Genomic DNA, 16,134 nt, shown 5'->3' with positions numbered 1-16,134 from the left:
TCCTGGTTCCGCCCCCGCCTTTGCCCCACGCGTCCCGGCTCTCCTTCCGCTGGCGCTCCATGCGTCCGGGACACGGGGCTGGCGTCACCCCTCCAGGCACGCCTTGGAGAGCTTCAGGAATGCCCGCGCCCGATGCGAGAGGCCGAAGCCCTTGGGCGGCATGGCGTGCTTCTCGTCCGCGGTCATCTCGGCGAAGGTCTTGTCATGGCCCTGTGGCTGAAACATGGGGTCGTAGCCGAAGCCCTTCGCCCCGCGCGGCGGCCACACCAAAGTGCCCTCCACCGTGCCCTCGAATTCCTCCCGGTGGCCGTCCGGCCAGGCGAGGCAGAGCGCCGAGACGAAGCGCGCGGTGCGCTGCGCGGGCGCCTGCGCGCCGGCCTGGCGCAATTCCTCCTCCACCTTCTCCATGGCCATCTCGAAGTCGCGCGCCGGCCCCGCCCAGCGGGCGGTGTGGATGCCGGGCGCGCCGCCGAGCGCATCGACCACGAGGCCGGAATCGTCGGCGAAGGCGGGAAAGCCCGAGGCGGTCGCCGCCGCCACCGCCTTCAGCCGCGCATTGCCGGAAAAGGTCGTCTCGGTCTCCTCCGGCTCGGCAAGGCCCAGCTCGGCGGCGGACACCGCCTCCACCCCGTGCGGCGCGAGCAGCAGGCGCATCTCGATGAGCTTGCCCGGATTGTGGGTCGCCACCACGAGGCGGCCGGAGAGGCGCCGGCCCATCAGGCGACGGCCGCCTTCTGGAGCGCCACCAGATGCTCCACCCCGCCGCGCGCGAGCGCGAGCAGCGACAGCAGCTCGTCCTGCGAGAACGGGGTCTTCTCGGCCGTGCCCTGGATCTCGACGATGCCGCCGTCGGAGGTCATGACGAAATTGGCGTCGGTCTCGGCGGCGGAATCCTCGGCATAATCGAGGTCGAGCACCGGCGTGCCCTCGAAGATGCCGCAGGAGACCGCGGCGACGTGGGTCTTCAGCGGGATCTCCTTCACCATGGAGCGGGCGCGCATCCAGGCAAGGCAGTCATAGAGCGCGATCCAGGCCCCCGTGATGGCGGCGGTGCGGGTGCCGCCGTCCGCCTGGAGCACGTCGCAATCGATGGTGATCTGCTTCTCGCCGAGGCCGACGAGGTCGGTCACCGAGCGCAGCGAGCGGCCGATCAGGCGCTGGATCTCCTGGGTGCGGCCGGAGGGCCGGCCGGTGGTGCTCTCGCGCCGGGTGCGGTCGTGGGTGGCGCGCGGCAGCATGGAATATTCCGCCGTCACCCAGCCGCGGCCCTGGCCCTTCAGCCACGGCGGCATGCGCTCCTCCAGCGTCGCGGCAACCAGAACGTGGGTGTCGCCGAACTTCACGAGGCACGAGCCTTCCGCATGGCGCATGACGCCCCGCTCGAAGGAGACGGCGCGCATCTCGTCGGGGGCGCGTTTGCTGGGACGCATGGGGCACTTCCTTCTTGGTGTTCTCGTTCGGGGGGCGCCTTATTAGGGGGGCGGGGCCCCCGCGGGCAAGGGGCGCGCGGCCGCGGCGCTTGAACGAAGCCGGCGCCGGGGTCACATAATGGGCTCCCGGCCTTCGCCGGGCGCCGGCAGCATTCCGCCCAAGAGGCACCCGACCGTGGCTCTCGACCCGCTATTGTCCCTCTCCTCCGGCGGCCTGGCGCAGATCGACGAGCGCGCGCGCGAGATCTTCCGCCAGATCGTGGAAAGCTACCTCGCCACCGGCGAGCCGGTGGGCTCGCGCAACATCTCGCGCCTCATCCCCATGACGCTGTCGCCCGCCTCGGTGCGCAACGTGATGGCGGACCTGGAGGCCGCCGGCCTGATCTTCGCGCCCCACACCAGCGCCGGGCGGCTGCCCACCGAGCGCGGGCTGCGCTTCTTCGTCGATGCCATGCTGGAGATCGGCGACGTCAACGAGCGCGACCGCACCAATATCGAGACCCAGGTGATGGCGGCTGCCAAGGGCGCCACCGTCGAGGGCGTGCTGCAGGAGGCCTCGGCTCTGCTCTCCGGCCTCTCGCGCGGGGCCGGCGTCGTCACCGCGCTGAAGACCGACCCGCGCCTCAAGCATGTGGAGTTCGTGCCGCTCGACCCCGACCGCGCGCTGGTGATCCTGGTGTCCGAGGATGGGCAGGTGGAGAACCGCGTGCTGCCGCTGCCGCCGGGGCTGCCCGCCTCGGCGCTCACCGAGGCGACCAATTTCCTCAACGCCCGCATCCGCGGCCGCACCCTGGCCGAGGCGCGCACCGAGATGGAGAGCCTGCTCGCGGAGCTCCGGCGCGACCTCGACGCCCTCACCGCCCGGGTGGTGGAGGCCGGGCTCGCCACCTGGTCCGGCGACGCGCCTGCCGAGCGCCGGCTGATCGTGCGCGGCCAGGCCAAGCTGCTGGAGGACCTGCACGCGCTGGAGGACCTGGAGCGCATCCGCCTGCTGTTCGACGACCTGGAGCAGAAGCGCGACGTGGTGGACCTGCTCGGCCGCGCCGAGGAGGCGCAGGCGCTGCGCATCTTCATCGGCTCGGAGAACCGGCTGTTCTCGCTGTCGGGCTCCTCCACCATCGTCGCGCCCTATCGCGACGGCCAGGGCCGGGTATTGGGCGTGCTCGGCGTGATCGGCCCCACCCGGCTCAATTACGGGCGCATCGTGCCCATGGTGGACTTCACCGCGCGCCTGGTCAGCCGCGTGCTCGGCGCGCCGGGAGCGGACGCGGCCTGAGGGCGGCGGGGCGCGTGGTCGCGAACTCTTGATTTTTGCGCCCGCTCCTCCGATATGCGCGGGGACCAGGCCCGCCCGCCCGGGCGGGACGCCATCGATTGCCCGCCCGCCGCAGGGCGGCAACCCTTTGAGGAAAGAGGAAGACCGGATGAGCGAGCACAAGCGCGCGCCCGAGCCCGGCGAGGGCGCGGCCGACCCCAGCTCCGAGGCCAATGCGGAAGCCGAGGCCCTCGCCGCCGCCGACGCCCAGATCGGCGCTGACGCCGCCGCCGAGCGCGCGCGGCTTGAGGCGGAGATCGCCAGCCTGAAGGACCGGTACCTGCGCGCCTTTGCCGAGGCCGAGAACGTGCGCCGCCGCGCCGACAAGGAAGTGGCCGACGCCAAGACCTACGGCGCCGCCGCGTTCGCGCGCGACATGCTGAACGTCGCCGACGACCTCGCCCGGGCGCTCGCCGCCGTGGACGACAAGGTCAAGGAGGAGGCGGAAGGCTCGCTGAAGGCGCTGATCGAGGGCCTCGAGCTCACCGAGCGCGGCCTGCAGCGGGCGCTGGAAAAGCACGGCGTCAGGAAGCTTGAGCCGCGCGGCGAGCGCTTCGACCCGAACCTGCACCAGGCCATGTTCGAGGTTCCCGACCCGAGCGTGCACAGCGGCACCGTGGTCCAGGTGGTCCAGGCGGGCTACACCATCGGCGAGCGCGTGCTGCGCCCGGCCATGGTCGGGGTGGCGAGGGGCGGCCCCAAGCACGATGCCGCGAAGCCGGATGCCGGCAGGTCCGACGCGGGCAGGTCGCAAGCGGGCAAGGATCAGGCGAACAGCCCCGGCTGAACGCGCGTCGGGGCGCCCGCCGCCCCGAAGCCGGTCTTCGCCCGGTTAACCAATCATTGACCATGTTCGCAAGTCGGCCGCCGGCGCGGCGGCGGCCGATCAGGGATGTCCGTCGGCCTGGACGCCGCCGCGGGGCCCGAATCCGCAGGCGTCGGTCCCTATCAGGTCGGCGAGCGCGGCGGCGATGGCCGAGCTGGTATAGGGCTTGGGCACGCGCGGGGCGTCGGCGAACCCCTCCGGCAGCCGGCCCGAGCCCGAATAGCCCGAGCAGAACATGAAGGGAATGCCGCGGTGCACGAGGATGGCGGCGGCCGGAAACACGGTTTCCCCGGCGAGATTGACGTCGAGTATCGCCGCATCCAAGGTCTCGTGCGCCGCGGCCAGCATGGCGGCCGAAAGGTTAGCGACGGGGCCGACGACGGTGCAGCCGAGCGCCTTGAGATTGTCCTCGAGGCCCAGGGCCACCAGGAACTCGTCCTCGACGACGAGCACCCGCTTGCCAAAAAACTTCATCTCTACATACGCCTTGATTGGTCATGCATTTTCGCGACCAACGGCGCCTGAGACAGAAAGTTCCGCCCGGCGAGCGCGGTGTCTTGCCCCGACCTGCCCTTGCGCCATCCGCGCCTCAGCGCGGCAAGGGGCGCGGCAAGACATGCGCGCCTGCGCACGGCCTGCCCTGGCGCCTGCAGATGCGAGCCCGCCGGCCCGCATCGCAATGCTGCCCTGCGGCCGAAGACGGGCAGCCATGCCCCCGCCGAACCGCGCGGGGCGGGGCGATCAGTCCTTGGCGCGCTCCACATAGGAGGCGTCGGCGGTCATGATGACCACGCGGGTGCCGGCCGAGATATGCGGCGGCACCATGGTGCGCACGCCATTGGACAGCATGGCCGGCTTGTAGGACGAGGAGGCGGTCTGCCCCTTCACGGTCGGCTCGGTGTCGACGATCTCCAGCGTCACCCGGGCCGGCAGCTCGATGGCGATCGGCACGCCGTTGTGGGTGGAGAGCATGCATTCCATGCCCTCCTGGAGATACACGGCGGAATCGCCCATGACGTCCTTCGGCACCGTCACCTGGTCGAAATTCTCCGGGTTCATGAAGGTGTAGCCGTCCGAATCCTCGTAGAGGAAGGTGTGCGGACGGTCCTCGACGAAGGCGCGCTCCACCTGCTCGGTGGTGCGGTAGCGCTCGGAGATCTTCACGCCGTCGGAAATCCGGCGCATGTCGAGCTGGGTGACCGGCGTGCCCTTGCCGGGATGGATGTTCTCGGCGGTGAGCACCACATAGAGCTTGTCGTCGATGTCGACCACATTGCCCTTGCGCAGGGAGCTGGCGATGACCTTGACCACGTCCTGTGTTCCTCGAACTGTGCGGCGGCGCCGCCTCTGAGTGTTGGGCGGCACCTAGCCCATAATGGCGCCGAGCGCCAGCCTTCGCGCGCATTTCCCGCCTTGCGCGCCAGCCGAGGACCCGCCGAGGCGATGACCGCACCCCCCTTCCCCGGCCCCGAGCGCGGCCCCGCCCCGAGCCCCTGGTGGGACCGGCGGGCCTATGAGGACCGCCGGCCGTTCCTGCTCGCGCGCATGCGCATCCTCGCCCGCCTGCGCCAGGCGTTTTCCGATTGGGGCTTCCTGGAGGTGGAGACCCCCATCCTGCAGCGCTCTCCGGGCAACGAAACCCACCTGCACGCCTTCGCCACCACGCTCCAGGCGCCCGACGGCGCGCCCGCTCCGCTCTATCTGCGCACCTCGCCGGAATTTTCCGCCAAGAAGCTGCTGGCGGCGGGCGAGACCCGCATCGTCGAATTCGCGCGCGTGTTCCGCAACCGCGAGCGCGGCAGGATCCACCATCCCGAATTCACCATGGTGGAATGGTACCGCGCTCATGCGCCCTACGAGGCGCTGATGGAGGATTGCGCGCGCCTGCTCGCTTTGGCGGCGGAGGCGGGCGGCGCCCGCGCCTTCGCCCATGGCGGCCGCGTTTGCGACCCGTTCGCAGCGCCCGAGCGCCTGACGCTCATCGAGGCGTTCGCGCGCCATGGGGGGATCGACCTCGACGCGCTCCTGCCCGCGCCCGGCGACGCGCCCGACACGGCGGCCTTCGCCCGAACGGTCGCGGCCGCCGGCATCCGCACCGCGCCGGACGACACCTTCGCCGACCTGTTCTCGCGGGTTCTGGTGGAGCGCATCGAGCCGAAGCTCGGCATCGGCCGGGCGACCATCTTGTGCGAGTATCCGGTGAGCGAGGCCGCGCTCGCCCGCGCCAAGCCCGCCGATCCGCGCCTTGCCGAACGGTTCGAGTTCTATGCCTGCGGCCTCGAACTCGCCAATGCATTCGGCGAGCTCACCGACCCGGCGGAGCAGCGCCGGCGCTTCACGCGCGACATGGACGAGAAGGCGCGCCTTTATGGCGAGCGCTACCCGATCGACGAGGAGCTGATCGCCGCGCTGGCGCAGATGCCGCCGTCGAGCGGCTGCGCGCTCGGCTTCGACCGGCTCGCCATGCTGGCCGCCGGCGCGCGGCGCATCGAGGACATGCTGTTCGCCCCGGTCGCGCAGCCCTGATTGGGCCGCGCCCCGCTCAGGTGATCTCGAACAGCGACGAGAAGCCGGAGATGTCGAACACCTCGCGGATCTGCGGCTGCAGGGCCGTGAGCGCCAGCTTGCGCTTGCCGGTGCGCATGGACTTGCCGGCCACCAGCAGCGCGCGCAGGCCCGAGGAGGAGACGTAGTCCACCCCCGACAGGTTGACGATGATGCCGCCCGTGGTCTGGGACACCACCTCCATCAGGCTCGCCTCGAACGGCTTCGCGTTCGGGGTGTCGAGGCGCCCCACCACCTTGAGGAGCACGTCGTTCCCCGACTGTTCGCGATCAATGTGCATGGACGTCATGAGCGCTCCGCACCCTCGGACCCGTCCCGGCGTGCGGCAGGCGGGCTTCCGCCGGAGCCTCCTGCCGCGCGGGGTCACCTTCCGGTGCTGTATCCTCAATCGCAGGGGGGCGCAACGCCACCGCGATGCGCCGCACCAGCCAGACCGCGCGCTCGAACAGGCTGGTGGCGAGCATGAGGCGGCGCGAGTCCGCTTCGGCGCCCGGGGCCGAGGCGGCGAGCGCGCGGCGGATGCGGTCGAGCATCTCGGAGCGGTCGGCGGTCAGGTGGATGAGCAGGTCGAAGTCCTCCACCGCGCCGCCATCGGCCGCGTCCGCCAGCGACAGGACGATGGTGCGCAGCGATTCGGAGAGATTGAAGACGAGCGGCGGCACGCTCTCGAAATCCTCCACCAGGCCGGTGAAATCATGCACCGTGTCCACCAGGGCGCGGATGGTCTCGAGCTGCGCCTGCTGCTGGAGCGCGATGTCGAGGCTCTCGCGCGTCGCCCCGGCGCGGATCACGTCCACCAAGAACAGGTCGAGCGCGTGGATGATGGCGGTGGAGCCCTTCCAGAAGGCGTCGCGCGCCTCGGGGCTGTAGTCTTCGGCGCCGCGGTCGAGGTCGGGCAAGAGGTTGGGCAGCAGCTTGAGGAGCCGCGCGCCCTCTTGCTCGGACAGATCGAGCGCGGTGGAGGCCTCCTCCACCGCGCGGTGGTGGATGTAGCGCGGGCGCGAGGCGTCGTCCTCCACCGAGGGCGGGCTCAAGTGCACGGCGATCTTCTCCGTGACGCCGCGCAGCAGCGCCACCGGCACCGCGCCGGCGAGCTGGAGCACCAGGAACAGCACCGAGATCGCGGTCTGCGGTCCGCCGCTGCCGCCCGCCGCCGCCAGCACCGCTTCCGGATCGCCGCCCGCCAGCGCCACCGCCAGCCAGGCGCCGAGCAGCAGCACGCAGCCGATCGCCTTCACCAGGATGTGGACGTAGCACAGCTGCCGCCCGGTGCCCTCGAGCTCGCCCGAGGAGACGAGCGTGGCGAGCCCCGAGCCGAGATTGGCGCCGAGCACGATGAAGAAGGCGTCCTCGAGGCCGAGCAGACGCGCCTGCATCAGCGCCAGCACCAGGATGGTGGGGGTGGAGGAGGACTGGCACAGCGCCGCCGCCACCATGCCGATGAGGAAGCCGGCCCAGGGCGACAGGCCGGCCTCCAGGGCGCCGGCGATCAGCGCCACGTCGAGATCGCGCGGCCCCTGCTTGATGAAGTCGAGCCCGAGCAGCGCCAGCGTGAGGCCGAGGGCGACCCAGATCCACTCCTTCCAGGCCGGCTGGCGGTCGAGCTTGACGTGGAAGCCGAACCCCACCAGCGCCAGCAGATAGAGCACCACCAGGCGGAAATCGAAGGCGGCGACGAACACCAGGGCCGCGGTGCCCACATTGCCGCCCGCCACCACCGGGATCGCGTCGCGGGTGGTGAACACGCCGCCGCGCACCAGGTTGCCGCAGATCAGCGCCACCGCGTTGGAAGACTGGCTGGCGGCGCCGGCGACGATGCCGGACAACAGCCCCGCCAGCGGCGAGCCCGTGGCCGAGCGCAGCAGGCGGCGCACCCGTCGCCCGGTGGCGCTCTGCAGATGGCTCGCCATCGTCTTCAGCCCAAAGAACAGCAGACCGAGCCCCGCCAGGATCTCCGCCAGAACCACCGCCATCATTGGGACTTCCCTCTCGGGCGGCGCCCGCGGCGCCGCGCGGGCACGCCGCGGCACCGACGCGCGACCGCCGCACGCCACCCAGCGCCCGTCCGCTGCGGAGCACGGCGCGCGGGGCAGTATGTGAAATTTCCATGTCGCTAAGACTACAGTTCAAGCATCTGTTTTCATTGACTATTCAGTTGACCGGGCGGCGCGCGGCGCGCGCGGCGTTCACGGCCGTGCCGCCCGGGCGGCGGACCCGCGCCGTCCTCGAACCGCACCGCGCCGGCACCCGGTGGGAGCCGATGTCCCAATCGCGCCCGAGGACGGGCGGCGATTCGGACCCGAACCGCATCGGCCCGCAGGGGCCGGCCATGCCCCAGCTCTCAAATGGAGCTTTGCGGCGGGGCCGGCAGCGCATGGAACCGCGCGGCGGTGCATGCCTGCGGAGCGCGCCTAGCTGGCGGCGGCCGGCTTCGCCACCAGGGTCAGCCGGTTCTCCCCGCTCGCGCGCTCGTAGCTGAAGCTCTCGAGGAAATGGCGCATGAGCTGGACGCCGTGGCCGCCGATCTTGGCCTCCTCGAGCGAGGCGGCGACCTCGGGCTCGGGGATCGCGGTGGGATCGAAGGCGACGCCGTTGTCGCGGATGCGCACCGCCGCCCGGCCCTCGGGCATGCGCCAGCATTCGACGCGGATGTCGGGCGCATGGTCCACCCCGGCGAAGCCGTAGGAGACGACGTTGGTGAGCGCCTCTTCGAGGCTGAGCTCGAGGCCGAATCGCATGGCGTCCGGCCAGCCTTCGGCCTCGGCCACGTCGCCGAGCCAGGCGGTGGCGTCCGCCACGGCATCGATGCTCGCGCCGACCCTCAGCTCGGAAAGCAGGGTCCCGGCTGCGGGAGCGGCAGTCATGTCGGACCTTAGACCGGGCCGCCGCCGGGAACGAGATGTCCGGCCCGCGCCACCGCCTCCTCGCGGGTCGCCACGATGGCGATCAGCTGGTCGACGCCGGTGGAGCGCAGCACCTTCTCCACCTGCGGATCGCAGCCGAAGAGGATCATGTGGCCGTCGCGCCGGGTCAGCGCCTTGGCGTTGGCCAGCAGCAGGCGGATGCCGATGGAGGCGAGGAACGTCACGCCGCCGAGATCCACCACCATCACATGCGCCTCGCGGGCGGCCGTGGAGAACGGAATCTCCACAGCCCCGGCTCCGGCGATATCCAGCCGCCCGGCCAAGGCGGCGAGCACCACGTGGTTTCCGAGCTCGGTCGTCTCGATCTTCATAACCCCGTCGATCTCCCGGCAGCGGAAGGTTGCGTCACGGCCGCAGGGACGCCGACCGCGCCCAACGTGCCGAAGCTCGGTGACACTCTAGAGAAGATCGCGGGCCATGGAAACGGGGCGCGCCGCCGGCACGGCCACGTTCCCCGCGGATCCGCCCCCGCGCGTCGCCGGGGAGGAGGCGGTGCGGCTCCCGTCGTCACAGCGCGCCGCCTTCGCTGGCGGAGGCGCTCGCCGCCGCGCCGGGGCGCAGCGCGCCGCGCCCGGCGAGGGCGTAGAGCGCGGCGCCCGCCACCACCACCGCGCCCAGGGCCGCGCCGGCGGACGCGAAGCCGATGCTCGCCAGCAGCGCGCCGGCCGCCGCCGGCCCGGCGGCGTTGCCCGAGCGCTCCACCAGGCGGAACAGGCCGAGCACGCCGGCCGACCGGCCGCCGGTCGCAGAGGCGCTGTCGGCCACCAGCGCCGACTGGGAGGCGATGGACATGGACTGGCCGATGCCCAGCAGCACCAGCGCCAAAGCGATGACCAGCACGCCCGGAAAGAGCGGCAGCGCCAAGGCGCCGGCGCCGGCCACCAGGCCGCCCAGCACCACGAAGCCGGCGCGCGCCGCCATGCGGTCGGCCATGGCCGCGAACACCGGCACCAGCACCACCATGAGGATGGGATAGATCATCTGGAAGCGGCCGATGGCGGCCGACGAATAGCCCAGGGCCTGGAGCTGGAGCGGCACCAGCAGGAAGCACAAGGCGGCGAGCAGCAGCTTGGCCGGGAAGGCGCAGCCCACCAGGAGCGCCATCAGACGCGGCGCCCGCGCCGCGTCCTTCAGGTCGCGCCAGGACAGGCCCGCGCCCTTCACCGCGTGCCGCGCCGCGGGCAGCGTGAGGGCGGCGACGCCGAGCGCCACGATGGCAAGGCCCGCGGCGAGGAAGAACGCCGCCTGCGGCCCGAGCCGGTCGGCGATGACGCCGCCGATGGGCGGCCCGCACAGACTCGCCACCATGATGGCGCGCACGAACACGGCGAGCGCCGTGGTGCGCGCGCTGCCGGCGGAATAGTCCACCACATGGCCCTGGGCGGAGACGAACACCAGCGCGTAGCCCACCGCCGTGGCCACCCGCGCGGCGAGGAACAGCGTGTAGTCCCCGGTGGAGGCGGAGAGCGCGTAGCCGCAGGCGGCGAGCAGCGCGCCGATCAGGAAGCCGGGGCGCCGGCCCATGCGCTCGGAGAGCGCCGCGAACGGGATCTGGCACAGCGCCACCACCGCCATGAAGGCGACGATGGGAAGGCTCGCCGCCATGTCGGGGCCGATGGCGCCGTCGCCCGCCGCGAGGCCCTGGGCGAAGCGCGGCAGGAACGGCCGCGTCAGCTCCTCGGCCAGCATGAACAGGAACAGCGCCGGGCGCACCGCCACCGCGGCCTGGCATTCCGGCGTCGTCACCGCGCCGAGGCCGGTGCGGCGGGAGACCTGGTCGAGCTGGGCGAGCGCCTCGGCGTCGCCCGCCCGCGCGGCGGCGGCGCGCGCGGCGGCGTGGCGCGCGGCGAGGTCGCTCATCTGCCGGTCGATGGGGGCGACGAGTTCGCGCGCCCGGGTTTCCGCGCCGCCCTCGTGCAGCGCGAGCCGCCCCTTGGCGAGGGCGCGCAGGCGGTCCTCCAGCGCCGACAGGGCGGCGATGCCGCTGGTGCCGATGACCAGCGCCACCAGCTCCAGCGCGATCAGCAGCGAGACGACGCCGATGAAGGCGACGTCGATCAGCACGCCGCCGACCTCCTCGGAGATCACGCTCGGATCGACGGTCACCGCGATGTCGGCGATGGGCACGCCCGAGCGGCTGGCCGCCGCCACGTGGACCACCGGCGCCGCCGCCATCCCGGCGGCCGGACCCGAGCGGGCGATCTCGCGCCCGTCCGGCGCGGTCATGCGGATCAGCGCGAACTCGCGGTTGGCCGCGCGCAGGTCGGCGAAATAGGCCGGCACCCCCACCATCCGGTCGAGCGGAATGCCCGCGCCGTAGGCGACCTCCACCAGGCTGGCGGCGGAGCGGCCCACCGATTCGGCCTTGGCGAGGATCTCCGGCACGATGGTGCGCTCGGCGGCGCTGCGCGCGCCCCAGCCGACCACGGCGAGGGCGACGCACAGGACCGCGGCGATGGCGATCGAAATGCCGGCGCGGAATCCGATCATGGCCGCAACTCCGGCTTCAAGGTGACGGCGCCGTCGGCGGCGGTGCGGGCATGGACCTGGGAGACCGCCTCGAACGCGGCGCGCGCCGCCGGCGGCCAGGAGGACGGCTCGGCCGCGCGCAGCGCCGAGCGGCGCAGGCTCATGGCGAGCAGCAGGCCGACCAGGATGGTGGCGAGGCAGGCCACCGCCAGGGTCGGCACCGCGATCACCGACAGGTCGTCGGCAAGGGCGGCGGAACCGACCGCCAGCGTCGCCGGGTCGTAGCGCAGCTCCACCCTGCCGATGGCGACGCCCAGATCGTTGGTGATTCGCCGCGACACCGCGTTGCGGACCTTGGGATCGGCCGCGCCCACGCGCTCCGGTCGGCTGCTGAACAGCACCACGCCGCGCTCGTCCACCACGTCGATGGAGGCGATCGCCGCCTCGATCTCAGCCTCGCGGCGCAGCAGATCGGCGAGCGTCGCCTGCGCCGGCAAGGCGATGCCGAGCGAGCTCGCCCGCTCGGCGGTACCGGCGAGGCGTTCGGCGGTGATGCCGAACCGCGCCTCGATCGCCGCGCGATGGGCGTTGAGCAGGGTGACGTAGGAGAAGTAGGCGCCGAAGGCGACGCACGCGGCGGCGATCAGGGCGAACAAGGCTATGAGCCACAATGTGGTCCGCGTCATGGTGTCGACCGTTGGAGCGGGAGTGGCGCACAATGTCAGGCAATCCGCGCCGTGAAAAGCGGGGCGAGGGAAAAGGGCGTTTTTTGCGTGCAACACCAATTTGGTCTGGTTTGATGCAGGCGGCGCAGGTAACGTCCGGCCCCGACCCATTGTCGAAGCCTTGCCCATGACTTTCGTAAGCCGACTTGCGCTGCTTCTGGCGGCCTCGGTGGTGACTGCCGTCGTCGCCACAGCCGTCATCGCCTTCGCGGCGAGCGAGCGCGTGAGCGAGGAGATCGAGCGCGCCCGCGTCGCGCATCTGCTGTCCGCGGTGAAGCAGAACGCGGAGGCGAGCCTGTCCATCGGCCTCGCGCTCGACCAGATCTCCACCCTGCAGAACCGAATCGAGCGCGAGAAGGCGGGCGATCCCTCCATCCTCGCCATCGAGGTGTTCAACCCCTCGGGCCGGGCGGTCTATTCCACCGACGTCAGCGTCACCGGCGAGACCGTCGCCGCCGATTGGGTGCGCCGGCTCTCCGCCCCGGGGACCTGGCAGGCGGTGGAGCGCGGCGAGACCGTGTTCGGCAGCCATTTCGAGAACGACCTCGGCGTCGCCGGCGGCATCGCCGTCACGGTGTCGGACGAATCGCACCTCAACCGCGTCGACCGGCTCGCGGTCGACCTGATCCTGCGTGCGGCGCCGCTGGCGCTGATCGCCGCTTTGGTGGCGGCGGGCGCGGCGATCGCCTTCTCCTACGTGGTGACGCGCCCGTTCGACCATGCCGCGCGCGTGCTCGCCGGCCACGAGGCGGTCGGCGCCGACGATCCGGACCTGGTCCGCCTCGCCGGCCAGGCGCGCGCCGGCTGGAACGCCGCCGAGGCGCGCATCGACCGCGGCCTGCAGCAGCTCGGAGCCCTCGACGATGCGGGCTGAGCCTCTGCGCCCCGGACGGGCGCGCCTGTGGACCGCCCTGGTGGTGTTCCTGATCACCCTCTCAGTGGGCGGGGGGGCGAGCCTGGCGCTGACCGACGGCTTCCGGGCGCGGGTGGAGGACAGCGCCCGCCGCGACGCGCTGGTGATCGGCACCTCGGTCGCCCGCACCTTGGCCCAGCAGTTCGAGCGCGCCGCCCGCTTCAACGTCCCGCTGAAGCTCATTCCCGGCGTCGACGCCTATCTCGCCGACACCCTCGCCGGCACGCCCGGCATCACCCAGATCGTGCTGCGCGGCCCGGACGGGCGCGAGATCCGCAGCGCGGTGGGCGAGGAGCCGGGTACCGATCAGGCCAGCGCCCCGGTGACCGTGGACGGGCTTCAGGTCGCCTCCGTCGAGGTGAGCACCAACCCGGCGGCGCTCATCTCCTCCTCGGCCCGCTTCCGGCTGAGTTCGATGCTCGCGGTGCTGGCGACGGCGGTGGCGTTCGCGCTGGCCGCCGCGTTTCTCGCCGGCTCCCGCCTCGACGCCGAGCACGCGCGCCTCGCCTCCGGCCTCGCGCGCGCCGCGCAGGAGGAATTCGAGCCGGGCCCGCTCGACCACAGGCGGCCGCCGCGCACCGGCAGCGGCGCGGTCGGCCGGGCCTACGGCGCCCTGCTCCAGGGCAACCGCCGCGTCACCGAGCGGCGCGCGGCGCTCGAAGCTTATGCGGAGGAGCTCCTGGCGGTGGACTTCGACGGCGCGCTGCGGCCCGACGTGGAGCGCATCCGCCGCGAGGTGCTGGCGCGCCCGGCCACGGCCGACAAGGCACGGAGCTCCTGATGCTGCTGCGCACCCGCATCACGCTCATCGTCGCCGCCGGCTTCGTCACCCTCATGCTCGCCATGTGGAGCGCCACCGTGCTGCGCGACCGCGTCGCCCAGGCGCGCGAGGGCGAGCTCGCCATCGCCGGCCAGGGCGTGCTGTGGCGCGAGATCGTCGCCTTCCAGGTGGCGAGCCTCGGCCGCGTGCTCGACCGGGTGGACGCCTCGCCCTCGTTCCGCCTGACGCTCGGCTTCGCCGACCGCTCCGGCATCTCCACCGCGCTGCAGGAGGCCGGCGTCGACGTCGAGGACGACGCGACCTATTTCGAGGTGGTGGATGCCGAGCGGGAGGTGATCTACTCCAGCAGCGGCGCCGGCGCGCGCTCCATGCTGGACGCCGGCAGTCTCGACCGGGCCCTGGGCGGGGAGGCGCTGGGCGGCATGCGCCAGGTGTCGGCGCGCCGCATCGTGGTGCTCGCCACCCGCACCGTGACCCTCGCCACCAAGGGCGTCGCCGTGCTGGTGCTGGGCCGCGACGCGAGCCTCGGCATGGACCGTTTCGCCCGCGGCATCAACGCCGAGACCACCCTCGTCACCCTGCGCGGCCGGGTGGCGGCGAGCACCGACCCCGCTTTGTGGGAGCGCGCCGGCCTCAGCTTCACCCCGCGCCGGGCGTTCGCCGAGCAGATCATGGTCGGCCAGAAGACCTATGCCGTCACCGGCATCCCGATCCAGGACCTCTCCGGATCCGCCCTCGGCGCGCTGGTGAGCTTCGTCGACACCACGGCGACGCTGGAGGCCACGAGCCTGATCCGCAGCGCCGCCATCGCCGGCGCGCTCAGCCTGGTGCTGCTCGGCGTGATCGGGCTCAACCTGTTCCTGTGGTACTCCTTCCGGCCGCTCGAATCGGCCATCGACGTGCTGCAGGCGCTGGCGCGCGGCGACACCTCGGTCACCGTCGACCATGCCGGCGAGGACGAGATCGGCCGCATCGCCTCCGCCGTGGTGGCGCTGCGCGGCAACGTGCAGGCGCTGGCCGAGGCGCGGCGCCAGCGCGACCGGGTGCGGCGCCGCCAGGAGGCGCTGATCTCCACCGAACTGAAGGCGCTCGCCGACGCCATCGACCCCACCGACCGGGAGGAGGTTCTGGCGCTGCTCGCCCGCGGCGCCGAGCCCACGGACCAGGAGGACGAGCTCAAGCGCGTCGCCCGGGTGCTGCACGATCTGTCGCGCCGCATCGTCGAGCAGCACACGCGCCTGTCCTCCATGGTGGTGGAGTTGCGCGAGGCCCTCGTCACCAAGACCAAGCTCGCCGGCCTCCAGCAGGAGCTGGAGATCGCCCGCCAGGTGCAGCTCGCCATCCTGCCCAAGGAATTCCCGCCCGACGCCCGCGTGGCGGTGCACGGCCAGATGACCCCGGCGCGCGAGGTGGGCGGCGACTTCTACGACTATTTCATGATCGACGACACCACGCTCGGCTTCGTGGTGGCGGACGTCTCCGGCAAGGGCGTGCCGGCGGCCCTGTTCATGGCGATCTCGCGCACGCTGCTGCGCTCCACCGCCTTGTTCGAGCGCTCGCCCGCCTCCAGCATCCGGCGGCTCAACGACCTGCTCGCCGCCGAGAACGAGCAGGTGCTGTTCGTCACCCTGTTCTACGGCGTCCTCGACCTCAATACCGGCCGCGTCTCCTACGTGAATGCCGGCCACAATTTGCCCTATCACATCACCCGCGCCGGCGAGGTGACCACGGTGCCGAGCACCCGGGGCATGGCGGTGGCGGTGCTGGAAGGCTTCGTGTTCGTCGAGGGCGAGCTGCAGCTGGCGCCCGGCGACACGCTGTTCCTCTACACCGACGGCGTGAACGAGGCGTTCGACGTGGACGAGCAGCCCTATGGCGAGGAGCGGCTGGAGACGCTATTGAGGAGCGGCGCCAGCGACTGGTCGGTGCACGATCTGTCCGAGCGGGTGCTGGCCTCGGTGCACGTGTTCGAGCGCGGCGCGCCGCAGGCGGACGACATCACCTGCCTGACCCTGCGCTATTCTGGCGGCCAGGGACCGCGGCGATCGGGCGAGTTGGGTCCGCGACGTTCGAGGTGAGGAACCAGCCTCACCCGAGCTAAGAGTACCGGAAGAGGGGAACGAACCGGCCGGGCGGCGCGCGCCGCACCGGCGCCGGCGTCAAGCCGGCCACCGGACGGGAGGAAG

The 16,134-nt window shown here is 72.2% G+C and carries 16 protein-coding genes; 6 read left to right on the top strand and 10 right to left on the bottom strand.

The annotated features are described in order from the left end of the window. Positions 1-84: 84 nt before the first annotated feature. Both rdgB and rph read right to left on the bottom strand, forming a co-directional pair. The gene (rdgB, locus tag ABLE88_RS09000) at positions 85-717 is read right to left on the bottom strand and encodes an RdgB/HAM1 family non-canonical purine NTP pyrophosphatase (protein ID WP_348831192.1); all 633 of its coding nucleotides are present in this window, start codon (positions 715-717) and stop codon (positions 85-87) included. After that, positions 717-1,430 carry a ribonuclease PH gene (rph, locus tag ABLE88_RS08995; RefSeq protein WP_348831191.1) on the bottom strand — a complete coding sequence of 238 codons (714 nt, stop codon included), beginning with the start codon at positions 1,428-1,430 and terminating at the stop codon, positions 717-719. Before rph ends, rdgB begins: the two co-directional genes overlap by 1 nt. 175 nt (positions 1,431-1,605) lie before the next feature. Here rph and hrcA point away from each other — a divergent pair, with 175 nt between their 5' ends. Beyond that, positions 1,606-2,706 (top strand): heat-inducible transcriptional repressor HrcA, encoded by a 1,101-nt coding sequence (gene hrcA / locus ABLE88_RS08990; RefSeq protein WP_348831190.1) that lies wholly within the window; start codon positions 1,606-1,608, stop codon positions 2,704-2,706. 148 nt (positions 2,707-2,854) lie between these two features. Then, positions 2,855-3,532, top strand: a complete 678-nt coding sequence (gene grpE, locus ABLE88_RS08985; RefSeq protein WP_348831189.1) for a nucleotide exchange factor GrpE — start codon at positions 2,855-2,857, stop codon at positions 3,530-3,532. A gap of 99 nt (positions 3,533-3,631) precedes the next feature. Here grpE and ABLE88_RS08980 read toward each other — a convergent pair whose 3' ends face one another. Together ABLE88_RS08980 and efp are read right to left on the bottom strand one after the other, a co-directional pair. Beyond that, complete coding sequence (locus ABLE88_RS08980; protein ID WP_348831187.1) at positions 3,632-4,045, bottom strand: response regulator; 414 nt, start codon at positions 4,043-4,045, stop codon at positions 3,632-3,634. A 267-nt stretch (positions 4,046-4,312) separates the two neighbouring features. After that, positions 4,313-4,882, bottom strand: coding sequence for an elongation factor P (efp, locus tag ABLE88_RS08975; RefSeq protein WP_348831186.1), 570 nt, complete (start codon positions 4,880-4,882; stop codon positions 4,313-4,315). A 132-nt stretch (positions 4,883-5,014) separates the two neighbouring features. On the opposite strand from efp, the gene epmA reads away from it, so the two are divergent. Beyond that, positions 5,015-6,097 carry an EF-P lysine aminoacylase EpmA gene (epmA, locus tag ABLE88_RS08970; protein WP_348831184.1) on the top strand — a complete coding sequence of 361 codons (1,083 nt, stop codon included), beginning with the start codon at positions 5,015-5,017 and terminating at the stop codon, positions 6,095-6,097. A gap of 16 nt (positions 6,098-6,113) precedes the next feature. Here epmA and ABLE88_RS08965 read toward each other — a convergent pair whose 3' ends face one another. From ABLE88_RS08965 to ABLE88_RS08940, 6 genes are all read right to left on the bottom strand, one after another. After that, on the bottom strand, positions 6,114-6,425 hold the full coding sequence (locus ABLE88_RS08965) for an STAS domain-containing protein (protein WP_348831183.1): 312 nt from the start codon (positions 6,423-6,425) through the stop codon (positions 6,114-6,116). Beyond that, complete coding sequence (locus ABLE88_RS08960; protein WP_348831182.1) at positions 6,406-8,112, bottom strand: Na/Pi symporter; 1,707 nt, start codon at positions 8,110-8,112, stop codon at positions 6,406-6,408. The genes ABLE88_RS08965 and ABLE88_RS08960 overlap by 20 nt, the downstream gene beginning before the upstream one ends. Positions 8,113-8,547: 435 nt before the next feature. Beyond that, positions 8,548-9,000 (bottom strand): ATP-binding protein, encoded by a 453-nt coding sequence (locus tag ABLE88_RS08955; protein WP_348831181.1) that lies wholly within the window; start codon positions 8,998-9,000, stop codon positions 8,548-8,550. A gap of 8 nt (positions 9,001-9,008) precedes the next feature. Further along, positions 9,009-9,371 carry an STAS domain-containing protein gene (locus tag ABLE88_RS08950; RefSeq protein WP_348831180.1) on the bottom strand — a complete coding sequence of 121 codons (363 nt, stop codon included), beginning with the start codon at positions 9,369-9,371 and terminating at the stop codon, positions 9,009-9,011. A gap of 196 nt (positions 9,372-9,567) precedes the next feature. Continuing rightward, the gene (locus ABLE88_RS08945) at positions 9,568-11,550 is read right to left on the bottom strand and encodes an MFS transporter (RefSeq protein WP_348831179.1); all 1,983 of its coding nucleotides are present in this window, start codon (positions 11,548-11,550) and stop codon (positions 9,568-9,570) included. After that, positions 11,547-12,215 (bottom strand): hypothetical protein, encoded by a 669-nt coding sequence (locus ABLE88_RS08940; RefSeq protein WP_348831178.1) that lies wholly within the window; start codon positions 12,213-12,215, stop codon positions 11,547-11,549. The genes ABLE88_RS08945 and ABLE88_RS08940 overlap by 4 nt, the downstream gene beginning before the upstream one ends. 166 nt (positions 12,216-12,381) lie before the next feature. Here ABLE88_RS08940 and ABLE88_RS08935 point away from each other — a divergent pair, with 166 nt between their 5' ends. From ABLE88_RS08935 to ABLE88_RS08925, 3 genes are read left to right on the top strand one after another with little or no spacing between them, the layout of a single operon-like run. Beyond that, positions 12,382-13,128, top strand: a complete 747-nt coding sequence (locus ABLE88_RS08935; protein ID WP_348831177.1) for a hypothetical protein — start codon at positions 12,382-12,384, stop codon at positions 13,126-13,128. Next, positions 13,118-13,948 (top strand): hypothetical protein, encoded by an 831-nt coding sequence (locus ABLE88_RS08930; RefSeq protein ID WP_348831176.1) that lies wholly within the window; start codon positions 13,118-13,120, stop codon positions 13,946-13,948. The genes ABLE88_RS08935 and ABLE88_RS08930 overlap by 11 nt, the downstream gene beginning before the upstream one ends. Continuing rightward, the gene (locus ABLE88_RS08925; protein WP_348831175.1) at positions 13,948-16,026 is read left to right on the top strand and encodes a SpoIIE family protein phosphatase; all 2,079 of its coding nucleotides are present in this window, start codon (positions 13,948-13,950) and stop codon (positions 16,024-16,026) included. The genes ABLE88_RS08930 and ABLE88_RS08925 overlap by 1 nt, the downstream gene beginning before the upstream one ends. The last annotated feature ends 108 nt before the right edge of the window (positions 16,027-16,134 follow it).

Source organism: Xanthobacter luteus, from assembly GCF_040049235.1.
Taxonomy (GTDB): domain Bacteria; phylum Pseudomonadota; class Alphaproteobacteria; order Rhizobiales; family Xanthobacteraceae; genus Xanthobacter.
Note: the sequence above shows the minus strand (reverse complement) of the source record. Positions and strands in the feature narration are given on the sequence as shown.